Here is a 25,052-nt window from a genome sequence, read left to right as displayed (position 1 = left end):
TATTCAGTTATGCTAAAAATAATTGGTACCCAAATCGAAATCTCGTCCGGGCTTTAATATCCGCCATGATATCTCCTCAATCCCCACTCAGCCGCGAGCAATAATAAAATCAGGAAAAACAGCCATTTTAGATGAATCAGCTCAACCATTTCTTCGCTGCTGTCTAACTGATCCGGAGCCCGGTCCGTTTTTAATTTTTCGATAAGCTGCGCCAATGTTGCAGGCTGAACGAAAGTACCACCGGATTTTTGCGATAATTCTCTCAACATACCAAAATCAGCTGTTGTGTTTGCCAATTCAATATCTACTTTTTGTACCACAAACTGCCCGTTTATCTTTTCCTGAACACCCTTGATAAGCGTTGTTGCCTGGAAACGATACACGCCTTCTAATAATCCGCTGATGTTGTAGCGTGGATTTTCGGCAGTATGAGTGTAGGAATATTGTTTTGTTTTTCCTTTTTCATCTGTGATATCCAGTTTCACTTCCTGTCCATAAACCGGCTCATAAATATCATTGTAAATTTCTGTTTGAAAAATCACCTCTTCGCCTTCCTCAAATTCCGGTCGGACAGGATAAATCCTGAATTTACGCTTATCGTCACGAACTGAAAGTATCTGAATTATTTTCTGAAAAAGATTATCTACCAGTTGATGTTTTCCCGTAAGAGCAAATTCTTCCTGCCTCCATTGCCAGATTCCCTCGCCAGTCAAAATTGCCGTCTTTTGGTCGGTTGTTGTATTTAAAACTAATAGCGGTTTTCTGGTATTTAATGTCCCGACTTTTTGAAATAAAATCGTTTCAGTACCAGGTGAAATAGTATACTCACCAAACGGAACAGAAAGCGGTGGCAGACGTTCGAGCAATTTCAGACTTTCTTCGTTAAAATTAATTTGTTGAAACAATGGATTATACCGCGCCGCAACCTTATCAAATTGCCCTTGATTTACATTGATAGTCAACGACCGATTAAGCGTGTTCAACAAGGAAACTGCCGACTGATTTCCCAAAATATACAAAACCGGCTTTTTGGTATCTATTATTTTTCGAACCATCGGATTGCCCAGACCAAGAATATTCGGGATCTGATGCAAAATAACCAGATCGTATGGCTTATTGCCAATTACATCTGTATTGGGATTTGGAGAAGCTGTCAGAATGTTGACGTCCAGTTCATAATTGTCATTGCTTTCAATCAGGCTTCTCATGGCTTTCACATCCGGATGTGGCGTCAGCGCTAGCAAAAGAATTTTTTGCCGCCCGTCGATAATATCAATGTAAACATCCCGCTTATTATTCCGGTCGGATGCTTCGCCCTGAACTGTTCCTAATTCGATGGTATAATGCTGAATGCCTTTTACTTTCGAAGACGCGGTAAAATCGAATGATTTGAAAAAAGAAGCGCGATCAATTTCAACTTTTTGTGTTGCAATAATTCTTTCGCCCTGTTTTAGCGAAATGGTTGTCGTTTTTCCGGCTAATCCGTTAGCAGAAATATCCGCACGAATTGGAAAATCGTTGCCCAGGTAGGCCACGCGATTATTGACGACATCCTTGATCCGGATATCCAGAACAGGAACAGTATCACCAACAGCAATGGAATTTATTTTAAAGGGAAATTGGCCAAAAGTCGGGGCTACACCTTGATTGACAATACCATCCGAAAGCAAAATAACATCTGTTAGATTTCTTCCTTCAAAATTACTTTTAACGGTTTGAAGCAAACCCGACAAATCAGTTTTACGCTGATCGAAACGGATGGAGTCAATCGTTATATTTTCGGCCGTTTTATCAAAAGTCTGAACGCTGACTTCATATCCGGCTGCATTTAATTCCTGAGCGGCCTGGGTGATTTGTTTCAAAACCGGCAACCCCACTCCTTTCACCGACTCCGAATTGTCAATAGCAAAAACAATTTTAGCCTTGTCCACAATACTTTCAGTCTTGCGAACCAAAGGGCTGAGCAGTAAAAAACAGATAAAAGCTACAACGATTCCGCGAAGAGCAGCCAATGCATAATTAAGTTTCTTACTCCATGAAGCTTCCGGTTGGTATAAAAGAAATGCATAAGCACCGCCCGCCAGAAGACAAAAAATGATAAACCAATATGGAGTTTGAAATATAAGCTCTGAACGCATAATGATGAGTAAGCAGTTTTGCCGAAAACAGTATCACAGAAATATAGCAAACAGTTTTGCAGAAAGCACAATTATTATCAATATTTAGTTGAATTCTGCCAATTCCGGCATATAACACAAATCCCGCTCCTTCGTAACGAAGAATCGGGATTTGTGTTATATTTTTCAGTTTCTACGATTAATCTTATAGTCACTAAGTCAGCATTCCGCCGTCAACCTGAAGAACCTGTCCGGTAATGTATCGAGACATATCAGACGCAAGGAAAACGCATGCATCAGCAACTTCCTCAGGCTGTCCGCCACGTTTCATCGGAATAGACTGTTTCCAATCTTCCACTGCTTTCGAATCTACCGCATCGGTCATTTCAGTTTCAATAAATCCTGGCGCAACAGCGTTCGAACGGATATTTCTAGATCCTAATTCCAGCGCGATCGATTTTGTAAAGCCAATAATTCCCGCTTTTGAAGCCGCGTAATTTGATTGTCCTGCATTTCCGCTGATACCGACAACGGAAGTGATATTAATTATAGATCCGAATTTTGCACGGATCATCGTTTTTGTAGCTGCTTTGGTAAGATTAAATACCGATTTCAAATTGATATTGATTACAGTATCCCAGTTTTCTTCACTCATACGCATCAGCAAACCGTCGCGTGTTACGCCGGCGTTGTTTATCAGGATATCAAGTTTGCCAAAATCAGCAACAACGTCTGTAACCAACTGGTCTGCCTGCTGAAAATCCGCCGCATCGGACCGATATCCTTTTGCTTTGATACCGAATTGTTCCAATTCCTTCACCAATGCCTCTCCTTTTTCTACGCTGGAAAGATAAGTGAAAGCTACATTTGCTCCTTCCTGAGCCAAACGCAAAGCAATTGAACGCCCAATACCACGAGAAGCCCCGGTAACCAAAGCCACTTTATTTTCTACTAATCTCATAAACAGGTTTAAAATCGGATAGAATGAATTTCGAACCGCAAAAATAGAGTATTTATACTGACGGGCAAAAAAAGAGGTTATGATGTCAAGTTCTTTTATTAATTATCATCGAATCAAAACCAAAAAACACTTTTACGGATAAATAATATTAGTAAATGGTATAGCAGGGCAACATTGTTCGCAGCCGGCAAAAAAAACAACCCCGCCGAAAAGCTCAGCAGGGTTGTAAACAAAATAGGAGAATCCACTTAATTTGATTGCAAAATCTATTTTAATCCTTTGGACAAAGGAATGAAGTAAATCACATTTTGATCTGTCAGCATTGTTGAAGGAAGTATCTTCTGGATAATCGTATTGTTCGGTGTTGCCGGGCTCACAATTCCAAAATCGTCATCATTAACAACAGCAATCATGTTGTTATTAATGATGGCAAGGCCTTCTGCTTTATCATGCGCATAACCACCAGGAACGGCCAGAATATCAGCAACCAGCTCTTTGGTAACCGGTTTGATATTGTTAGAAGTAATTTCCGCATCTGTCAATTCATCAACTGTTTTGCCGCCAAAAAGCAAACCACTTTCTTTATTTTCCGGGTCTGAAATATCGGTAGCCGCTGAGATGTCAATTTTATAAACTCTTTTTACAAGAGATGCAGGATTGCCGCCAGCATAATCCTGGTCACGTTCCAAAACCAGAAATGTATTACCCGTAATCGCAACGATTTCGCTCGACAAAGTTTTTATCGATTCTGTCAGAAAGGCGTACTGTTTTGTTTCGCCAGAAGCAATATTGAAAACAACCAATCGTAATACTCTCGAATTAGCAACCTTTGCTTTTGTCGGGTTATAGATTGGCGACTGCATCATCCCTACAAGGAATTTCCCGTCAGGAGTAATTGTCAATCCTTCCATACCGCGGTTTGGACGGCGACGCGCCAAAACTTTCGGCAACTTACGGCCACCAGTTCCAGTTCCGAACGGGTTGATACGTTCAATTGTTTTTCCTGATTTATCAAAATGGACAATATGCGGGCCATATTCATCGCTCACCCAAAATGTGCCATCAGTCGGATCAACCGCCAAACCTTCACAATCGATTCCTTCCGGATCGTTTGCAATAGGTGCTCCTGTAAAGTCAAGGGCAGTTTCACCAGCATTTCCTTCACCAGGTAGGTTCGGACGGCCTGTAAGTTTCATGCCTGCTGCGTTTTTAAACTCAACAGAAGATTGGTAAACAAGCTCATCACCAACCAGTCTGAATTTAGCAATATGCGGATTAAATTCCGGGATTGGGAAAATTTTAGCCTCATTCGTTCCGTCCACATTTGGACCGCGATCTGTCATTAAATAAAATGAATCCCATTCGCCAGGAACCTGAGCCATGGAAGACCCATATCCGCTGCCGTAAACTTTGGCGCCAGTTGAAGTGGTTGATAAAACCGGAGCCGTTTTGAAAGTCGCTTTCGCGGGATAATTTCCGCCGCCGGGATTTTCGATATTATGGTCGGTACAAGAAAAAATAGTTGACGCAGATAAAGTCGTCAGGAGGGCGAGACGTAAAGTGTGGTTCATAAAATCAGTTTTTTGGCAAAACTACTTTTATGGCATTAGGCGAAGATTATGGAGATGTTATGAAAAGGTTAAATCGGTTTACTATTTATTATAGGTTGATATGATCCAAATCCATTTATAATTTGTTTTCCCTCTGTAAATGAATAAACTTGTTAAAACTATCAGGATGGAAACTTTAATTATTGAGATTCAAAATCCGAAGGCAAGAAAATTAATCGAAGATTTAGCTGATTTGGGTTTAATTACCTTGAAAGAGACATCGTCATGGAGTGACCGATGGAAAAAATTCACCAGTGTACTCCCAGAAGTAATTTCAATATCCGAAGAGGATATTTTTGATGAAATAGATGATGTTCGTCAAAAACGCAAATCTTCATAATGCGGATTGTTATTGATACAAACTTGTATGTGAGTGCACTAATAAATAGTAACTCAAGAAGTAGGCTGAATTAAATATTAGAAAATCAAAAAATTATTATTATACTGGACAGTGCTCTTTTAGCGGAATTGCACGAAGTTATTTCTCGTCCAAAATTTATGAAGTATATTTCCCAACAGCAAATTGATACATTTATGAAATTGCTGTTGGAACGTGCTGAATTTATTTCAACAACTTCGGTTGTAAAAGTTAGTCCAGACGAAAAAAATGATTTTTTATTAGCTCTCTGCAGAGATGGTAAAGCAGATTATTTGTTAACAGGTAACAAAATTGACTTGCTTGACTTAAAAGAATTTGAACTTACAACCATTCTAAGCCTGACCGATTTTTTAAATTTGGATATTTAAATATAAAAATTTTCCACAAACCTTCCTGGCATTGTCTTTGTTGTCTCCATTCATATAATTCACTAATGCCGCTTACCGGTTAAATTCAAATACAAAATGGCAGAATCAACAAAAACAGCACTGATTACAGGTGGCTCAAAAGGCATAGGATATGGCGTAGCCGCAGTTCTTGTTAAAGAAGGAATTCGCGTTGCAATTACAAGTCGTTCTCAGAAAAGCGCAGATGAAGCTGTGGCTGAGTTGAATAAAATAAAGGAAGGTTATGCGATTGGTATCGAATCAGATGTTCGCAGCCTTGAATCTCAGCAAAATGCTGTAAAAGTTGTTTTGGAAAAATGGGGACAGCTGAATTATGTGGTTGCAAATGCTGGCGTTGGCCATTTTGCTTCCATCTACGAACTGACTCCTGAACAATGGCAGGAAACAATTGACATCAACCTGACGGGTGTTTTTTACAGCGCCAAGGCCTCGCTTGAAGCATTGAAAGAAACAAAAGGATATTTTATTAACATTTCAAGCCTAGCCGGAACAAACTTTTTCCCGGATGGAACGGCTTACAATGCAAGTAAATTTGGTCTGGTTGGTTTCTCTCAGGCGATGATGATGGATGTCAGAAAAGACGGCATCAAGGTTACAACGATTATGCCGGGTTCGGTAGCTACGGAATTTGCCAATCACCAACCGTCAGATAAAGATGCATGGAAAATTCAGCCGGAAGATATTGGCCAAATGGTATCAGATTTGATCAAAATGCCTGCCAGAACGCTTCCAAGCAAGATTGAAGTGAGACCAGCAGTTCCTGGTAAATAAGGTAAATTATACAGTTTGTCTGGATTTGACTCCAGACAAACTGTAATAACAATCATACGCTCTTTCTATACCAATTTCCAAAGAAATAACGGGAAGTTACCAGTCCCATCAAGGCTATTCCTGGTATTGGAATTTTATACAAAATCATCAAAGTTAAAATGATGAAGCCTGTCAAAACCGGCTTCATCATATCCTCTAAAAGTCCGCTTCTTTTGTATAAATATGTGTTAAATAATAACAATGCGGACAAACCCACACTGTATAAATGCGCAACTTCCAAAAATGAAATTACCTGGTAACGTATTGCTATAAGTGTTTCAGGCAAGAGTAAAAAAGCGTGAATCATTGCTATTCTGAAAAATCTCCTTCCAGTTGAAATAGGTAAAGAACTGTTCCAAAGCCAGATTTCATTTTCCCAATAAAACAATTCAAACGACAACCCGATATTTAAAAGGTAGCCGAGCGAAAAACCAATTGCCGGTAAACGAATATCGTACGTATCAGTTTGGTAATAAATGAGCGTGCAAATGATGACACCAAATGCGCCAACCTTACAACACAGAAATGTTAAACCTCTTTCCCTGATTAACCATTCGATCGACCAGTAAGTCCAGGAAACCGGACGCGGGAATGGCCATGCAAACGAGCTTTTTGTCTTTAAATTGAATAATTGAGGATAACGGATTCTCCATTCTGCAACAAATATGAGACTTGTACTTAGGAGGAAATAAATAATTAAAACCGGCCAGAAATGTTGTAAAAGTTTATCCTGACGGGCAATCGAGAAAAGATATATCCCGTAATAAAGAATGGGCTGTAAAAAGCCCAGCGCCATAATAAAAAAACGGCTGATTCTTTTATAATTTGGCCAAAGTCTGGTCTGGTATATGAATGCGTATTCCGGTTGAGACCAGAGGTTACTGATAAAATGGCCGCATAAAGAAGCATATAAAATCCAGATTACAGCCAGATAAAACATACCGAAAGGATCGGTCAGAAAAAAAACTGCGAAACCATAATGTTCTCTTCCGCCCATAAATCCGAACAGAACCGCCAGCAAAACAAAGAACATTCCAGCACGTTTCCTGAAAAAAGCCTGCACGGTGGAAAGCATTAATATCTTCATTACTTTTCCAATTTGAGCAAAGTTTTGTTTTCCAACGCGTAACTTTCCGTCACCTCCAACCCTTCCTGCTGAAAAAGCTGGTGGGAAGAAATTAAGAAGGTTACACCGCTGTCATAATAGTTTTGAACTAACCCGAATAAAGCTTGTCGCGCCTCTTTATCGATGGTAATAAGTGGCTCGTCCAGAATAATGACAGAAGGATTTCCGAGAAATGCGACAGCCAGCGAAACCTTTTTGACCATTCCGCACGAACAACTGCCGAATGGATGTTTAAGATAATTGATCCCCAAAGCTTCGATCAACATATCCATTTGCCCGGACGGACTTTTTTTAGCTTCGGCAACGAATGATAGCAAATCAGCGGGTGTTAAGAAGGAAGGATATAATGGCTCCGCTTCACCGAGGTTGATACGCCGGCGATATTCAACTGGCTGCGCTTTAAAATCAAACTTTTCATCCACAATTATACTTCCTGAACAAGGAAGCATACCAGCTAGTGAACGGAAAAATGTAGATTTCCCCGCCCCATTTTCTCCATGAATCCAGAAAATGCCATGACCTATTTTCCAGGAATCAATATTGAGGACTTGAAGAGTACCATAATACTGTTCTAAATTTTGGATTTCAAGAACCATTAACACATATATAAGTTATCAATATATCAAAGATAATATTCAAACAGAGAACTTAAAAACATCGTGTTATTTGTTTTAAAAATATTATTTTTACTTAACAACAAATGCTTCCGGATATGCAGTGGCTTGTTGATTATTTCGGTGATATCCCATCCTCGCATCGCAGTATTATACTCGTGGGCGGAATACTTTTCTTTTGGCTTATTGAAGGTGCATGGCCGCTTTTTCATTTTAAATATCACAAATGGAAGCATGCCGGGGTTAACTTCTTTTTCACATTAACTACCATCCTGGTAAACTTCCCGCTTGCGTTTATTTTAATCAGGTCAAGTACCTGGGCTGTTGACAATAATTTCGGACTTTTAAATATCATTCCAAACCTCCCGTATTGGACTCAGGTAGTTTTTGGACTTTTTATACTGGACCTGATCGGTGCGTGGATGGCGCACTGGATCCAACATCAGGTAAAATTTCTCTGGCGATTTCACATCATTCACCACGCCGATCAACATGTTGATACTACTACAGCAAACCGCCATCATCCCGGCGAAAGTCTGATCCGGTTTGTATTTACCACTATGGCGATACTCGTCTCCGGCGCACCGATGTGGTTAATTTTTCTTTACCAATCCTTATCTGTAATCCTCTCTCAATTTAATCACGCAAATATTATATTGCCGCGTCAGATAGATAAAATTGTAAGCCTGGTTTTTGTGACACCGAATATGCACCACATTCACCATCATTATATTCAACCATTTACAGATTCTAACTATGGAAATATTTTTGCAATCTGGGACCGCTTGTTCGGAACTTTCAAAACATTCGATCAACGAAAAATAATATACGGGATTGACACTTACCCGGAGCCAACCGAAAACAATACAGTATCAAACCTCCTTCAAATTCCGTTTCAAAAATACCGACCACAGTCTGCAGAAAATTTGGGCAAAAAATAATTTGCCGAAATTTTAATGCATAATTATTTCAAAACAAGAAAGATAACGTCCGGCAGACACATTTCTCTTCTACTTTTTAAAAAATTTTAATAAATTGTGTGCTCGTTCACATTTTAATTGCCGGCTGCGGCAATCAAATGACGAATCCGAAAGAACTATTTATATATATCTGATAATAACCATGAAACCTACCCGTCGGTCATTTTTGCGTCTATCTGCGCTTGCTCTGCCATTTACGCAATTTAATAGAGCTTTTGCTTCCAAAGCAGTTAACAAGCCAATCGTCGTTTCCACCTGGGATAGCGGACAAATTGCCAACGGCGCCGCCTGGCCGGTTCTTGAAAAAGGAGGCAAAGCCATTGACGCAGTTGAGCAGGCTGCCATTGCGATTGAAAATGATATCAACTGCTGTGTTGGTCTGGGTGGAAACCCTGATCGCGACGGATATGTGACCCTCGATGCCAGTATCATGGACGAAAAAGCAAACTGCGGCTCTGTTGCTTTTATGGAAAAAATAAAACATCCGATTTCAGTTGCGCGAAAATTGATGGAAACAACACCGCATGTATTTCTTGCTGGCGTGGGTGCACAACAATTTGCCATCGCCAATGGTTTTCCTCTTGAATCGGGGAAATTATCTCCGGACGCAGAAAAAGCATACAAGGAATGGTTGGTGAAAGCGGAATATAAACCCGTTATTAACGTTGAGCACCAACAATCCAAAAAGGGAGGCCACGGCCCGTTTGCCCCAAATCGCTTTGAGGATGGTTCATTTAATCATGACACAATGGGCACAATCGCCTTGGATGCCAATGGTGACGTTTCCGGCATGTGTACTACCAGCGGCATGGGTTTCAAAATGCGTGGACGAGTTGGCGACACGCCAATCATCGGCGCCGGTTTGTTTGTTGACAATGAAGTTGGTGCTGCAACCTCTTCTGGCCAAGGCGAGGAAGTGATCCGGGTTTGCGGAACACACCTGGTTGTAGAGTTTATGAGAAACGGACTTTCTCCTTATGAGGCTTGTAAAAAAGCCGTGGAAAGAATCGTAAAACCAAATCCTGAACGCGCCAAAAGTTTTCAGGTTGGGTTTATCGCGATCAATAAACAAGGTGAAGTGGGTGCCTATTCTGTTCAGAAAGGATTCAACTATACTGTGACTGAACAAGGCGGAAAAGGAAAAGTGATCAATGCAGAAAGCCATTTTGCATAAGAAGGTTTACGGGATTGTCCACGCGTAACGTCTGCCTTTTGCGTGAAAATAAATTATACTACAAGCTTATCCATTATATCTTTTAAGTCAACCCTGATATGAAATTCAAGTTTATTTTAATTTTTGCCCTTTATATTTTCTCAAAAACCAGTACATCGGCACAGCAGCATTCTGAGCAAAATCACGCTAATTATATTGCGCCAACAGATCCGTTGGTCCAGCAAAAACTAAGTAAATGGCAGGACGTAAAATTTGGTCTGCTGATGCATTGGGGTACTTACAGCCAATGGGGAATTGTTGAATCATGGTCGTTATGCCCGGAAGACGAAGGCTGGTGCGAGCGTAAAGGGCCTCATTCACATGACTGGTTTGAATATAAAAAGGCCTATGAGGAAATTGGCAAAACGTTTAATCCTGTCAAATTCAATCCGGAAAGATGGGCAACGGCTGCGAAAAATGCGGGTATGAAGTATGTTGTTTTTACAACAAAACATCACGACGGATTCGCCATGTTTGACTCTAAATATACCGATTATAAAATCACCAATACCCCGTTTAAATCCAATCCCAAAAGCAATGTAACAAAAGAAGTTTTGTCGGCATTCCGCGATAAAGGATTTATGACCGGTACTTACTTTTCAAAACCAGACTGGAATACACCATCCTACTGGTGGAAATATTTCCCGCCGAAGGACAGAAACGTCTCTTACGATCCTAAGAAATATCCGGAACAATGGAACAAATTCAAGGATTTCACCTACAACCAGATTGAAGAATTAATGTCGGATTATGGTTCGGTTGACATTCTTTGGCTGGATGGCGGTTGGATTCGCCCGAAAAGTACTATTGATCCAAATATCAGCTGGCAGAAAAGTATTCCTTATGACCAGGATATTGATATGGCAAAAATCGCTAAAATGGCGCGCTCGCATCAGCCCGGCCTGCTGGTTGTAGATCGTACTGTAACGGGTGAATTTGAAAATTACGTAACACCTGAACAGCAAATTCCTGATCATTACATGGATATTCCATGGGAGTCTTGCATGACAATGGGGGATTCTTGGTCTTATATTCCAAAAGAGAATTTCAAATCGACCAGAAAACTGGTTCATACTTTAATTGATATCGTCTCAAAAGGCGGAAATCTTTTACTGAATATCGCACCGGGCCCGGATGGAGAATGGCATGAAGAAGCTTATCAACGTTTGGATGAAATTGGAAAATGGATGAATGTGAATGGTGTCGGTATTTATGAAACAAAACCTTTGGCACCATATCGTCAGGGAAAATGGGCTTATACTAAAAAAGGAAACACAACGTATGCTTTTTACCTTGCCGAAACAGGTGAAGCAATTCCAGGGCGCTTGAAACCGGAAGGTCTTAATATTCCTGCATCAGCGAAAATCAGCCTTGCAGGTGATAAAAAACTGTTAAAACTAAAAGACGGCATCATCGAAATTCCTGCCAAAACGATTTCAGCACTTGGTCAGCAACCTGCTTATTTGTTTGTAATTAATTGAGGTCAACCTTAACCGCAATGGGCGCAATAGGTTTCCCAATGGACACAATAGTAAACACATGCGTCCATTGCGAATTCTATCGCGCCCATCGCGGTTAAATTTTGATAAGAAATCCTATATTTGTCAGGATTAAGACATACACATGCTGGATTTTGAAATAGATAAATTAACCAATTCGATTGAAAATTCTGTTACAGGAGAAAAGTTTGAAACTGTCGTAGTTCCACTAAATACAGCTCCAAAGAAAAAAGACTGGTTATTTGATTGGAAAATAGAACAAACGAGACAGGAAAGGTCGATTTTTAAACTTGTAACGACGCAGAATCCAAACGTGATTCACGGACTGATTAGTTTGAGTATTAATCAGGATCATGTTTTTATGCATTTGATTGAAAATTCAATCTTTAATAAAGGTGCAAAAAAAATGTATCTTGGCGTAGCAGGCAATCTTATTGCGCACGCCTGTAAACTTTCATTTGAACTTGGTTTCGACGGAATTGTTGTTTTTGAATCAAAGACCAGACTTATTGCGCATTATCAATTGTCTATCGGTGCCAAAATCCTCGCTGGAAACAGGATGTTTATTGATGTTAATGAATCTAATGCCTTAGTTAAACGATATTTCAAATGAAAACTAATATCAAAATACTGGATCAAGAAGATCCGGAATTTGTAAATGCCAGTCTTGATAAAAAATCTTTGGACGAAATAAGTGTACAGCTGGGAAAAAGAAGATTTTCGCCTGTTAAAAGTATAAAGCAAGCAATCAAACAAAAAGTTGATGGGCAGGTCAAAAATTAAAAGACTCTTGATTAATAACTAAAACGAACCCTTGAATCCGACATGATAAAACAAATAGCCGCTTTATTTTTCCTCACGGCATTTACCTCGTTCGCACAAACTCCTCCAAAACCGTATGGTGCCCTGCCATCTCCAAGGCAAATTGCCTGGCACGAAACGGAAGTTTATGGTATCATGCACTTCACGCCTACAACTTTTGAAAATAAAGAATGGGGTTTTGGCGATGCAGATCCTAAGACTTTCAATCCGAAAGATTTTAATGCTGAACAGATTATTCTTGCGGCGAAAGCGGGCGGATTAAGAGGAATTGTTTTTGTGGCAAAACATCATGACGGCTTCGCACTTTGGCCGACAAAAACGACTGAATATAATATTTCAAAAAGCCCTTTCCGTGATGGAAAAGGAGATATGGTTAAAGAAGTCGCTGATGCGGCACGTAAGCATGGATTGAAATTTGGTGTTTACTGCTCGCCTTGGGACAGGAATAATGCAAAATACGGCACGCCGGAATATTTGGCGCTTTACCAGGAACAGCTTCGGGAGTTGTATTCCAATTATGGTCCATTATTCATGTCGTGGCATGACGGAGCAAATGGCGGAGATGGCTATTATGGCGGAGCGAAGGAAAAACGTTCGATCGACAACACGACTTATTATCAATGGGATTCTACATGGACGAATATTACACGGAAGCTTCAACCGACAGCCAGTATTTTCAGCGATGTAGGCTGGGATGTCCGCTGGGTTGGTAATGAAAATGGAGAAGCCGCCGAAACTTCATGGGCTACGTTGACTCCGGTTCCGTCAACAGGAACAAATGTAGCAGTTCCCGGACAGGCGAACGCTGATGAAAATCCGGGCGGAACGCGAAACGGGAAAATGTGGATTCCTGCTGAGTGTGACGTACCACTTCGGAAAGGCTGGTTCTACCACCCGGATCAAAAACCAAAAACGCCGGAAAAACTTTTTGATCTGTATTTTAAAAGTGTTGGTCGCGGTGCTGCCCTGGATTTAGGACTTGCTCCCGATACAAGAGGACAGCTGCATGAAGACGACGTAGCCGCATTAAAAACTTTCGGCGACCGTGTGAAAAACACATTTGCCACAAACCTGATTACCCGCGCAAGTTCAAAAGCAGTCAATGTTCGTGGTTATAATTCAATTTACAGTGCAAAAAACATTCTGGACGGAAAACCTGAATCATATTGGGCGACGGATGATGATTTTAAAACTCCGGAAGTGACAGTCGAAATGAGTGCACCGATTACTTTTGATATTATCAGCTTACAGGAATATATTAAGTTTGGACAGCGTATTGAAGGTTTTGCAGTAGATGTTTGGGAAGGCGCTGATTGGAAAGAAATTCATGCCGGAACGAGTGTCGGAGCAAAACGTCTGGTTAAACTTTCTGCACCGGTAACTGGACAGAAGTTCAGGTTAAGAATCACAAAATCGCCGGTTAGCATTGCAATAAGCGAATTCGGTTTTTATAAGGACGCACAGTAGAATTTATTCAAACAAAAATCCCTTCGACGGTATGTTTGAAGGGATTTTTGTTTTTGTAGGCTGATCAGTTGTATCCCGGATTCTGTTTAAACTCTTCCTTATTTGTAATCGCATCCAGTTGCACTTGCGGTATCGGACGCAGGTTGTGGATTTCCTTGATGTTTGCTTTCGCATCCATGTTATATTTCTGAACATAACTCACCAGTTTCCCCGTCCGTTTAAGATCGTACCAGCGGAACAATTCACCGGCAAGTTCACGTGCGCGCTCTTCCAGAATAAAATCAATCGTCAGGTCTTTCGCAGCAATTTCCATATCTGCCTCCTTACCGGCGATTGCTCGTTTCCTACGCAGGTCATTCATATATTTCAGTGCTTCTGCCGGATTTGTATTCATCAACGCTTCTGCCGCGATCAGGTACATTTCAGCGATACGAATCACGAAACCATCACGGGAGCTCCACTCCTGGTTCGCTGTCAGACGCGTAGGATCCATAAATTTACTCATCTGAATAAATTGTGATCGAAGCTGAAGCGTCCCATCCGATTTATACATGGTGTTACGGTCAAAGATTTTATATCGTCCTGCGGCGTTGGCAGTTTGCTCAGCGGTTGCAACTGTTTTCAAAAACACCATGGATGTATCACCCGCCGCCATTTTAGGATATCCGTTCACAGTTCCGGCTTTCAGGTTTGCTATATTTGCCTTCCAAACTGTTTGAAATGTTCCTGCGTAACGCTGATCGATGTTTTCATTAAACAAATCGAGCAAATGTAAAGTCGGGACGTAGCGCTGATAAGGACGGCCATAAGCAACAGACCGTTCCATTCCAGGCTGTTTGTCATAAACCATTATGTAATGCAAATGACTATTGTTTCCCTTTCCAGCGGCCGGATCGTAGTCGCCGTTCATGGTATCGTCATTGGTATAATTTACGTAATAAACAACCTCCGAATTGGCTCCGCCTTCCGAATTTTTCATATCCCACAAAGACTTGAAATCTGAAAACAAAGTATAACGACCGGAAGCGATTACCTCTTTTGCCAACGCCGCAGCCTGCGCATACATCGCGGCGTTGTTTGTAGCGCTCGCCCGAGTCAGAGACATTCTTGCCTTGAAAGCTTTGGCTACATCCTGCGTGATCCGTCCGGTTGTGGATTTTGCCGGAGCAAGATTAGCAATCGCAACATCCAGATCTGCAAAAATGACTTTATAAAAATCTTCGACGCTGGACCTTTTCGCCGTAGTCACAACACTAATCGTAGGTTCAGTTGAAAGTACCACATCACCCCATGTTTCAGTGATCAGCCACAAATAGTGCGCACGCAAAAATCTGACTTCTCCTTCATATTGTTTGTTCAGTGCTTCGCTCAAAATTGGTGACGGGAGTAATTTCAAAGCCGTGTTACAGGTATTCAGCGCTTTGTATAAGTTCGCCCAATAGTCTTTCAAATTTGTTTGCGCTCCGTTTAAATCTACTGTGTAATCCGAAATTTGGTTTGCTTTATTATCACCGCCTCGCAAGAAAAGATCAGTTCCGGTTTCGGCAAATGCAGATGGAAACTCTTTACCATACCACAACCTGGTTCCGGAATAAGTTGCGTTCACAGCCGCGGTGATACCCAATTCTGTTTGAAAAAAGGGATTCTCCGTCAAACCGCTTTTATTTGTTTCAGAAAGATAATCCTCACAGGAAGTAAGCCCGGCAAGAGAAAAAGCCAGAAGTAAGGCTGATATTTTGACTTTCATTGGAATGTCTTTTTTAAAATTTTAGGAATACATTTCAGGAATAATTTTCCCGAATGATTAAAAATCAATGTTTACACCAAAAATCATTTGTTTTACCAAAGGGAAACTCAAATCCCCACCGCGCTCAGGGTCATAATCTTTGATCTTGCTGAAAGTGAAATAATTTTGAAGCGTTCCGTAAACACGCACACGGCCAACACCAACTTTCTTAACCAGTGCAGAAGGAATATTGTAACCCAAAGAAACATCTCTGATTTTCACAAAAGAGCCTTTGACATACCCCAGCGTCGATTGGTACAGATAATTAGTCGTGGAGTACGAACTGTTTGGTCTCGGGAAAGCATTTGTCGGATTTTCCGGCGTCCAGTAATCTACATTGGAAGAATTTTCCAGCGCACTCGGTTTGTAGGCCGTGTTGTTATACTCATAGTTGATATAATGTCCGATCCGGCCATAAACAAAAACACTCAGGTCAATATTTTTATATTCAAAATGGTTGTTAACGCCGAAGGTAAATTTTGGTACCTGAGAAAAAGTTGTACGATCTCCCGGATCAACGACGCCATTTCCGTTGGTATCGGCGACCTTAACATCTCCCGGTTTGTTATTGCCAAAATTCAAAGCGGCCTCTTCCTCTCCTAGCTGCCAGATCCCAATTTTTTTGTAGTTATAAAATACTTTGGTTGGCTCTCCCACAAACCAGCTATTTGCTTCATTACGGGTAACTCCGTTATTGAGTGCAATGATTTTTTCACGGTTCAAAGTAAATGTCCAGTCTGTCGACCAATTAAAAGATTTCGCGTTAACGTTTTGAGAAGTGATTGCGAGCTCGACACCTTTGTTTTCCACCTGCCCGATATTTTCAAGAATTTCTGCATAACCAGTGTGTGTTGGCAGCAAGCTTGGTAACAACAAATCTTTGGTTCTGGACCGGTAAACATCAATTGTACCTGAAATCCTGTTTCCTACCAAACCAAAATCAAGACCGGCGTTCCAGGTTCCGGTGGTTTCCCAGGTCAGATTTGGATTAGGAATCACGCTGGGTGCATAACCGAAAGCCGCGCTTGTCCCAAAAGCATAGGCAGACAATCCCAAACCGCCTTTGGTGGCATAAGGATCGATAGCAGAATTACCTGACTTACCCCAGCTCACTCGTAGTTTCAGATCATTGACAATTTTGCTATCCTGTAAAAAAGGTTCTTCGATCAAACGCCAGGCTACCGACACAGAAGGAAAATATCCCCACTTTTGCCCTGCCGCCAAAACAGAAGATCCATCAGTACGAAGAGATGCCTGGAAAATATATTTATTGCTTAGCTTATAGTTGATCCTGCCAAAGAATGAAGCAATGGTTGTCTCTCTTAATTTGCTGCCAATCGCTTTTGAAATAGTATTCGAATTCAAATCATGAAAAGAAGTAAGCGGAGAAGCCTGGTTATTTCCAGCCGAAGTATATTCCTCATATTTTGTCCCGAGCGAACTTGTACCCAACAGACCCTGAATCTGGTGACGACCAATTGTTTTGTTGTAATTAAGCGTATTTTCCCAGGTATAATTAAAAAAGTTTTGCAACTCAACACCTGAACTCGAATTACGTCCCACGTTGGCAATCGTATTATATCCCTTATAATATCCACGGCGATAATCTCTGAAATCTAAACCGATTGTGGATTTCAGGAATAATTCATTCGTAATTTTCATGTCCAGATATGCTGAGGAAAATAAACGTTTGTCGACAATGTTATTCACGAAAACGCCTGGTTGTTCATCTGCCAAGGGAGTGAATTGCGCACTGTAACCGGGTGCAGGATTCAAAATTAATGTTCCGTCATCGTTAAACGCCTTGGCAATCGGCAAAATTTTGTTTGCCATGTTTAATGGATTATCGCGTTTATCCTGATTTTTAAAAGAATAAATTGCGCTGACGCCTACCCTGATACGATTGCTGATTTTATGATCAATGCTCACTTTTCCATTTAATCTGCGGTAAATGTCATTGAGTAACAATCCTTTATCTTTCTGGTAACCGAAGGAAGTGGCAAAAGTGGTTTTTTCACTACCACCCGTCAGGTTGATCTCATAATTCTGCATTAATCCGTTGTGAAAAATGTAGCTCTGCCAGTCTTCAAACTGCTTGTCTTTCAAATATTGCAACTCTGTTACCTGAAAAATATCTTCATCCTTCCGATATACATCGCCATTGGTCGTCCGGTAAGCCTCACGTTTTTGCTGCGCATATTCTTCGCCATTCATCATGCGCGGATACAAAGCTTTCTTATTCATCGAAACATAGGAATTGAACGATATCGTAGATTTTCCTGATGTTCCTTTTTTTGTTGTAATGATAATTACCCCATTTGCCCCACGCGTTCCATAAATAGCTGTCGAGGCAACATCTTTTAAAACTTCAATGGACGTGATATCGGTGGGGTTAATATCAATAAACGATCCGTATGGAATTCCGTCAACCAAGACAAGTGGCTTATTATCAGCCCTTAACGATCTATTGCCACGTAAAACGATATTAATATCCGCGCCTGGTTGTCCTGAACTTTGGGTGATATCAATTCCGGAAACTTTTCCCTGCAGCGACCGCAAAGCGTTTGTCGTCGGAATAGCCGTAATATCTTTTGCTTTCACGGAAGTAATGGCTCCGGTGACATCACTTTTCTTCATCGTTCCATAACCCACCACTACAACTTCTTCAAGCGCTTTGGTATCAGCCAGCAATTTGACATCGATGATCGAACGATTATTTACCGGAATTTCCTGGCTCACATAACCGACATAAGAAAAAACGAGCGTCGCGTTTCCAGCAGGAATTGTCAGTTTGTATGTCCCATTGGCATCCGTGGTCGCTCCGGTTGTCGTTCCTTTCAATAAAATACTTACGCCCGGCAGTTCTTCCCCATTATCGCCCGTCACTTTTCCGGTGATATCAAAAACAGAATTTGTCCTGTTTTTTTCGTCCGCCGATGCTACCCGATTTTCGATGAATTTCAGATGGTTTCCGGCATAAACCTTCTGACTTCCAGCCGGAAAAATTCCGTACATGAGTAACAAACCCATGGCAGACGCACTTTGTAGTTTTCTAAACATACATCACAACAGTTTATATTATTATATTTATTAATACAAAAATCATATTCGAAATCGAACATTCTTAGGTTACGAAGTGAATCATGAAGCTGAGTTTTTATTGAATATGTCGAATCCCATTGTCCGACCAGAATTAGAATAATCGAAGAAATAATTGATTTTAAATTTTAATAATTCTCCGATTGACAGAAGGAAGATTAGACATTAGCAAGAGACGCCAATGGCTTTTTGAATATTTTTTTACGCAAACGATGTCGGGAACGTGCCCAAAATAGACTTCATCTATTTTTTTATTGGATAATTTGACAATTTTTTCAATAACAGTAAACATTTCTCAAAGTAAGAAACTGATTTAAAATAGGATAAAATTTACAATCCGACAGAATATTTTGGTACAACAAAATACAGCCCTTTTCAAATTTCCAGGACTTATATATTTTGATGTGAACTGTCACAAATTGTAGTATAAAGCAATTAAATTTTGATATTCAAATAATATGCAAAACACTATTTTATATAATCATAGGTTTACCTATTTTTGATTCTACCATGTCCATTTTTAACAGAATTAATATTGACTCAGATCACGAAATTTACTGATGATTCAATACTTTGGGACTGTTTCCGGGATGGGAACGAGGCGGCATATACTGAACTTGCCACGCGGTATTATCGCACCTTACTTCACTATGGCCTGAGATTCACGCCAAATGTCCAGATTGCGGAAGATACCTTACAAGACCTCCTCATTCACTTGTGGCTGCATCGTGAGAAATTAAATGAAACACCTTCTGTCAAATTTTATCTTTTAAAATCCTTCCGACACCGAATAATTAAAACGCTGAAACCGCTTTCCGGAGAGCTCGAACTTACCGGCAATCTTGAAGACCATCTGATGGAATTTTCCTCTGAGGAAATTATTATCCAAAATGAAAGTGAAACTGATTTAAAAAATCACGTGAAAGAATTGATGACACAGCTTCCGGCACGTCAGAGGGAAGTTGTCTATCTCCGATTTTTTCAAGGCTTAAAATCCGATGAGATCGGATCTCTTCTTGCCATAAAACCTCAATCTGTAAGTAATATCCTCCAACGCGCACTTTCAAATTTGAGAGAAATGTGGCCTATTACGCCTTCATTTTCTTTTATATTTTATTCACTTTTCGAAATTATATTATAATATTCCAATAAGTTTAGAAATATCCTTTGGCAAGTGAGTATCTAAACAGAAATAATAGATAATAACAATAAACACGTGTAAAACGGTTATTGTTTATGAGTCACTCAACGGAAAAAGTAGTAAAGGATTTACTGAAAAACCCAACTTTCATAGCCTGGGTTCTGGAAGAAAATCCTGAACTCGATCAATACTGGGATGACTGGACAAACGGAGATTATTCTAAAAAGACCGCACTGAACCACGCACGCTTCAAACTGCTCACCTCAAAAAATGAAATTGCAGGAATCACAGATGAACATATTGCATATAAAGTAAGCCAGTCGCTGGAAATTGCAAAACGGCGGGAGAAGTCATTCAAAACAAAAAAGCCTTCCTTCAATTTATTAAAACGATATTGGCTAACAGCTGCGTCGGTTATTTTTATTCTGGCATCGGCTCTGGGATTTTACAAAACTTATATTTCCAATTCAACTTTTACTGAAAACCAAAAACAGTTCCAAGTCAGCAGCGATATTATTGAGATAGAAAATTCAAATAATACTGTCAAGTACATTCAGTTGCCGGACGGAAGTTCGGTTGTTCTTCAAAAGAATAGCCGGATAAGTTTTACAAAACAATTTGACGCCAATAAGCGTGTAGTAGTGCTTTCAGGCGAGGCATTTTTCGAAGTTACCAAAGATGCCGACCGACCATTTTTTGTATACGCAAATGAACTTGTAACAAAAGTTCTTGGAACCAGTTTCAGTGTGAGCGCAAATGAAAATGGTAAAAATGTTTTTGTCGCTGTGAAAACCGGAAAGGTTTCTGTTTTTTCCAACAATGACAAACACGTTTCGGATTACAAAAGCGGAAAGAAATTGTCAGCGTTGTTATTGATGCCAAACCAGCAGGCAACATTTGAACGGGATAAGTTCACCGTTGCTAAAATAAATATTAAGAGAACTGCCTTACTGAAAATCCCAATTGAAAGTCAAAGTTTCAATTATAAGGAAACGCCGGTTTCAGAAGTATTTTCTTCTCTGGAAAAAGCATACGGAGTCAGGATTGAATATAATGATAAGGTGATGGCAGATTGCAGCATCACGGCGACTCTTGGCGATGAACCGTTGGACAACAAACTGAAATGGATTTGTGCAATTCTGGAAGCTGATTATCAGATCAATGGTGATAAAGTTAATATCAAAGGCAATTCGTGTAACTAATTTCTAAACCTAAAACCCAGACTATTTGAAAACAAACAAAAAAGGTGAACGATGTGGCAACATCATTCACCCCGACTAAAACTCCCCACCTATGTTGGCACTAAGATGAAGTCCCCCAAAAAAGGGACACGGGAATTATTTTGCTGATTTTTTTACAACCATCAAAACATCCAAAAGTATGAAAAAAACCTTACAATGGCCCCCAAGCTTTTCTAAAATTATGAGAATCAGCCTCATACAATTATTCATTATCATACAATTTTCCGGGATGTCGTTTGCTATCGACAGCAACGCCCAGGAAGTGCTCAACCGCCGGTTGACAATTAATATCAGGGAGCAGAAGATTGGTGTGGCATTGGAAAAACTTGGAAAACTTTCCGGCGTAAATTTCATGTACAGCCCTGAATTAATACAGTCCCAGCGCAAGGTTAACCTGAATGCCAAAGAAGAAAAACTCGAAGCAATTCTGGATAACTTCCTTACGCCATTAAAGGTTACCTACGAAGTTTCCGGTAAACAGATTTTGTTAAAACGGATGCCATCAGCTAAAAATGCAGCTCCGGCGACTGAGGGAATGGGCACATCTATCCAGACCTTAAAATCGATTCTTTTCCCAATTAAAGGAAAAGTTATTGACGCGGCAGGAGCTACGATTCCGGGCGCAACGGTGGTTTTGAAAGGAAGTTCGAGTGTTGGAACTACGACGGATGGTGATGGAAATTTTTCGCTTGAATTGCCGGAAGGCAGTACAACGCTGGTAGTCTCCTCCATCGGTTTTTTAACCCAGGAAATCAATATTGCCAACAAATCGATGATTGAAATCACGCTTCAATCGGATGTAAAATCATTGAGCGAAGTGGTTGTTACCGGTTATTCTTCGCAGTCTAAAAGAGATATCACAGGGTCGGTATCTACGGTTGACACGAAAGAACTGACGAAGGTTTCGGCGCCCAACGTGGCACAGCAGTTACAAGGCCGGGTTGCCGGGGTGACGGTTACATCTAACAATACGCCTGGTGGTGAAGCAACAGTTCGTATCCGCGGATTTGGTACGATCAACAACAATGATCCATTATATGTCATCGACGGCGTACCTACAAAAGGCGGTCTGAACAGCATTAACCCGAACAATATCGAGTCGATGCAGGTTTTGAAAGATGCTTCCTCGGCTTCAATTTACGGTTCACGTGCGGCGAATGGGGTAATCATTATCACAACAAAAAAAGGAAAATCAGGAGCACCACAATTCAGCTTCAACAGTCGCTTTGGTGTACAGACCGGCAAAGTTGATTTAGGACTGATTATTGATCCGCAGCAATTTGGTGATCTTTTGTGGACGCAGCGTAGAAATGCAGGAGTACTTACAAATGGCAATCCTTCGCATCAGCAGTATGGCAACGGTGTAAATGCGGTTGTTCCGGATTATATTCTTGCGGGTTCACAGTATGGCATTACCTTAAACCCAAACAACCCGACTGACCCGGCCCTGGCACTTATTGACCCTGCGCGTTACAACTATAACCGTACCGGATTTTACCAGATTGTGAAAGCAAGCAAGCAGGGAACAGACTGGGAGAAAGAAATTCTTCGCGATGCGGCCATTCAGGAATATAATATCGGTGCAACCGGCGGAAGCGAAACAGGACGTTATGCCCTTTCCCTGAATTATTTCAAACAGGATGGTATCTTGAAAAATACTTCTTTCAACAGATATTCTCTTCGGTCAAACACAGAATTTTTATTCAAAAAGAAAATCCGCTTTGGTGAAAATCTGGAGGTAAGTTATACTGAAAACAAAGGTTATTATAGCAATAACGGAACGGCGAGCTCGACAAATAACCAGGATGGAAATCCGATTGGAAACGGTTTCCGGATTCCTTCGATTATTCCGGTTTATGATATCATGGGTAATTTTGCTGCAACCCGTGCGGCTGGTTTGGGACCTGCAACAAACCCTGTTGCGCAATTACATCGTACCAAAGATAACCGCGTAAACACTTTCAGAACTTTCGGTAACGCTTACGTAGAGGTTGATATCTTGAAAGACCTGATTGCAAAGTCAAGCATCGGTGTCGATTTTACAAATTCAAACCGTACATCTTATGTATTGCTGGATTTGGAAGAAGCGGAAATTGAATCGAACAACTCGTTGACAAACGCCTACGCTTATGACGTGAACTGGACATGGTCAAATACTTTGAATTATTCAAAAACATTTGGAGCACATAAGTTAAATGTACTTGCAGGAACAGAAGCGATTAAAGGTTCAGGAAAAGATTTTTCAGCAGTACGTACTACATTTTATTCTGAGGATCCTCAGTATATGTACCTGAGCGCAGGAACTGCTGGTATCAATAACACAGGCGCTGGTTATCAATGGTCACTTTTCTCGATTTTCGGAAAAATTAATTATGCTTTGAAAGATCGTTATTTACTGGAAGCAACCGTAAGACGTGATGGTTCTTCCCGTTTTGGACAAAATAACCGTTACGGAACTTTCCCTGCTTTCAGTGCAGGATGGAGGCTGTCGGAAGAAGCTTTTCTGAAACCAGTGAGCTGGCTCGACGATTTGAAATTAAGAGCAGGTTGGGGACAAACGGGTAACCAGGAGATCGGAAATTATAATGGTTTCAGTACCTACCGTTCCACACTTAATCAATCGTCTTATGCAATTGATGGTTCAAACAGTTCAGTTCAGGCCGGTTTTGATACACAAGCTTTTGGAAACCAGGATGCGAAATGGGAAACGACGACTCAGACAAACTTAGGTTTGGATGCGACTTTCCTGAAAGGTATGTTCAATCTTAATCTTGATGTTTACAGCCGTACAACCTCGGATATGTTGTACCAGGTTAGTTTGCCAGCTACGCAAGGTGTTGCAACAATTCCTTTTGTCAACGTCGGTGAAATGAACAACAAAGGATTTGACCTGGCGATTGATTTTAACAACAAAGCGTTGGACGGCGAGCTTACCTACTCGATCGGTGGAAATATTTCAGCTTACAAAAACAATGTTGAAAAACTGAATAATAGCGCTACTGCTGTTCTTCTTGGGCCAACAATACGCAGTTATACATGGACTCGTTCTGTTGCAGGAATGCCGTTATACTCTTTCTACGGTTTGCAGATTGACGGAATTTATCAAAACCAAGCCGAAGTAGATGCCGGACCAACTTACCCGGGATATGCTGCTGTTGGTAAATACAAATACCATGATACAGACGGAAACGGCGTGATCACCGATGCTGACAGAAAATTCCTTGGCAATCCTCACCCGGATTTCACTTACGGTATCAACCTGAACGTAGGTTATAAAGGATTTGACCTTTCTGCCTTTTTCCAGGGAGTTAAAGGAAATGAAATTCTGAACATGGTAAAACGCTGGACCGATTTCAACAACCAGGCTGGAAACAGAAGCCTTCGTATGCTAAACGATTCATGGACGCCTGAAAATCCTGATGCAGTGCTTCCAATACTGGACGCAAACGACAGCAGAAGCCAGCAGCCGTCGAGTTATTTCATTGAAGACGGATCTTATTTCAGAATGAAAAACCTGACAATCGGTTATACGTTACCAACGAAGGCATTATCTAAACTCGGTTTGACCAGTGCGCGGATATATGTTCAGGGACAGAATTTGTTCACAATTACTAAATATTCAGGAATTGACCCGGAAGTTACTTCTGTTGGTTCTGCGCCGGGATCTACGGTTTTAGGTGTTGACCAGGGAAATTATCCAAGATCAAAAATGTATCAGGTTGGCCTGAACTTTGGATTCTAAGAAAAACAAACCGACACGGATTTTTAAAATCAGAATAC

At 40.7% G+C, this 25,052-nt stretch carries 19 protein-coding genes; 12 read left to right on the top strand and 7 right to left on the bottom strand.

Translation table 11 applies throughout. The features are described 5' to 3' along the window. Nucleotides 1–53: 53 nt before the first annotated feature. The 3 genes from L0657_RS12295 to L0657_RS12285 all read right to left on the bottom strand — a co-directional run bounded on the left by L0657_RS12295 (nucleotide 54) and on the right by L0657_RS12285 (nucleotide 4,649). The gene (locus tag L0657_RS12295; protein WP_235151094.1) at nucleotides 54–2,138 is read right to left on the bottom strand and encodes a VWA domain-containing protein; all 2,085 of its coding nucleotides are present in this window, start codon (nucleotides 2,136–2,138) and stop codon (nucleotides 54–56) included. A 193-nt stretch (nucleotides 2,139–2,331) separates the two neighbouring features. Further along, nucleotides 2,332–3,078, bottom strand: coding sequence for a 3-oxoacyl-[acyl-carrier-protein] reductase (fabG, locus tag L0657_RS12290; protein WP_235151093.1), 747 nt, complete (start codon nucleotides 3,076–3,078; stop codon nucleotides 2,332–2,334). A 266-nt stretch (nucleotides 3,079–3,344) separates the two neighbouring features. Beyond that, complete coding sequence (locus L0657_RS12285; protein ID WP_235151092.1) at nucleotides 3,345–4,649, bottom strand: esterase-like activity of phytase family protein; 1,305 nt, start codon at nucleotides 4,647–4,649, stop codon at nucleotides 3,345–3,347. Nucleotides 4,650–4,815: 166 nt separating this feature from the next. Between L0657_RS12285 and L0657_RS12280 the strand changes: the two genes are divergently transcribed. From L0657_RS12280 to L0657_RS12270, 3 genes are all read left to right on the top strand, one after another. Continuing rightward, a complete protein-coding gene (locus L0657_RS12280; protein WP_235151091.1) occupies nucleotides 4,816–5,028 on the top strand; it encodes a hypothetical protein in 213 nt (70 codons plus the stop codon). Between the two features lie 74 nt (nucleotides 5,029–5,102). Beyond that, on the top strand, nucleotides 5,103–5,435 hold the full coding sequence (locus tag L0657_RS12275; RefSeq protein ID WP_310588281.1) for a putative toxin-antitoxin system toxin component, PIN family: 333 nt from the start codon (nucleotides 5,103–5,105) through the stop codon (nucleotides 5,433–5,435). 96 nt (nucleotides 5,436–5,531) lie between these two features. Beyond that, a complete protein-coding gene (locus L0657_RS12270) occupies nucleotides 5,532–6,245 on the top strand; it encodes an SDR family oxidoreductase (RefSeq protein WP_235151089.1) in 714 nt (237 codons plus the stop codon). A gap of 52 nt (nucleotides 6,246–6,297) precedes the next feature. Here the strand turns inward: L0657_RS12270 and L0657_RS12265 are convergent, their stop codons facing one another. Then, nucleotides 6,298–7,371 (bottom strand): hypothetical protein, encoded by a 1,074-nt coding sequence (locus tag L0657_RS12265; protein ID WP_235151088.1) that lies wholly within the window; start codon nucleotides 7,369–7,371, stop codon nucleotides 6,298–6,300. Next, nucleotides 7,371–8,006 (bottom strand): ATP-binding cassette domain-containing protein, encoded by a 636-nt coding sequence (locus L0657_RS12260; protein WP_235151087.1) that lies wholly within the window; start codon nucleotides 8,004–8,006, stop codon nucleotides 7,371–7,373. Before L0657_RS12260 ends, L0657_RS12265 begins: the two co-directional genes overlap by 1 nt. Before the next feature lie 116 nt (nucleotides 8,007–8,122). On the opposite strand from L0657_RS12260, the gene L0657_RS12255 reads away from it, so the two are divergent. The 6 genes from L0657_RS12255 (at nucleotide 8,123) to L0657_RS12230 (ending at nucleotide 14,005) form a co-directional block, all read left to right on the top strand. Continuing rightward, nucleotides 8,123–8,965: a sterol desaturase family protein gene (locus L0657_RS12255; protein ID WP_235151086.1), complete on the top strand. Its 843-nt coding sequence runs from the start codon at nucleotides 8,123–8,125 to the stop codon at nucleotides 8,963–8,965. Nucleotides 8,966–9,146: 181 nt separating this feature from the next. Further along, nucleotides 9,147–10,178, top strand: coding sequence for an isoaspartyl peptidase/L-asparaginase family protein (locus L0657_RS12250; RefSeq protein ID WP_235151085.1), 1,032 nt, complete (start codon nucleotides 9,147–9,149; stop codon nucleotides 10,176–10,178). A gap of 98 nt (nucleotides 10,179–10,276) precedes the next feature. Continuing rightward, the gene (locus L0657_RS12245) at nucleotides 10,277–11,698 is read left to right on the top strand and encodes an alpha-L-fucosidase (protein WP_235151084.1); all 1,422 of its coding nucleotides are present in this window, start codon (nucleotides 10,277–10,279) and stop codon (nucleotides 11,696–11,698) included. Between the two features lie 142 nt (nucleotides 11,699–11,840). Then, entirely contained in the window at nucleotides 11,841–12,329 is a 489-nt protein-coding gene (locus tag L0657_RS12240) for a hypothetical protein (protein ID WP_235151083.1), read from the top strand. Continuing rightward, nucleotides 12,326–12,499 carry a hypothetical protein gene (locus L0657_RS12235; protein ID WP_235151082.1) on the top strand — a complete coding sequence of 58 codons (174 nt, stop codon included), beginning with the start codon at nucleotides 12,326–12,328 and terminating at the stop codon, nucleotides 12,497–12,499. The genes L0657_RS12240 and L0657_RS12235 overlap by 4 nt, the downstream gene beginning before the upstream one ends. A gap of 42 nt (nucleotides 12,500–12,541) precedes the next feature. Continuing rightward, nucleotides 12,542–14,005, top strand: a complete 1,464-nt coding sequence (locus tag L0657_RS12230) for an alpha-L-fucosidase (RefSeq protein WP_235151081.1) — start codon at nucleotides 12,542–12,544, stop codon at nucleotides 14,003–14,005. A gap of 64 nt (nucleotides 14,006–14,069) precedes the next feature. Here L0657_RS12230 and L0657_RS12225 read toward each other — a convergent pair whose 3' ends face one another. Next, entirely contained in the window at nucleotides 14,070–15,752 is a 1,683-nt protein-coding gene (locus L0657_RS12225) for a RagB/SusD family nutrient uptake outer membrane protein (protein ID WP_235151080.1), read from the bottom strand. Nucleotides 15,753–15,809: 57 nt separating this feature from the next. Next, nucleotides 15,810–18,851, bottom strand: coding sequence for a TonB-dependent receptor (locus L0657_RS12220; protein ID WP_235151079.1), 3,042 nt, complete (start codon nucleotides 18,849–18,851; stop codon nucleotides 15,810–15,812). 574 nt (nucleotides 18,852–19,425) lie between these two features. Between L0657_RS12220 and L0657_RS12215 the strand changes: the two genes are divergently transcribed. The 3 genes from L0657_RS12215 (at nucleotide 19,426) to L0657_RS12205 (ending at nucleotide 25,014) form a co-directional block, all read left to right on the top strand. Continuing rightward, nucleotides 19,426–20,031 (top strand): RNA polymerase sigma factor, encoded by a 606-nt coding sequence (locus L0657_RS12215; protein ID WP_235151078.1) that lies wholly within the window; start codon nucleotides 19,426–19,428, stop codon nucleotides 20,029–20,031. 95 nt (nucleotides 20,032–20,126) lie between these two features. Next, on the top strand, nucleotides 20,127–21,233 hold the full coding sequence (locus tag L0657_RS12210; RefSeq protein WP_235151077.1) for a FecR family protein: 1,107 nt from the start codon (nucleotides 20,127–20,129) through the stop codon (nucleotides 21,231–21,233). A gap of 220 nt (nucleotides 21,234–21,453) precedes the next feature. Beyond that, entirely contained in the window at nucleotides 21,454–25,014 is a 3,561-nt protein-coding gene (locus L0657_RS12205) for a TonB-dependent receptor (RefSeq protein ID WP_235151076.1), read from the top strand. Nucleotides 25,015–25,052 lie beyond the last annotated feature (38 nt).

Source organism: Dyadobacter sp. CY345 (genome assembly GCF_021502725.1).
In the GTDB taxonomy this organism is placed as follows: Bacteria; Bacteroidota; Bacteroidia; order Cytophagales; family Spirosomataceae; genus Dyadobacter.
This window is presented reverse-complemented; position numbering and strand designations above follow the sequence as displayed.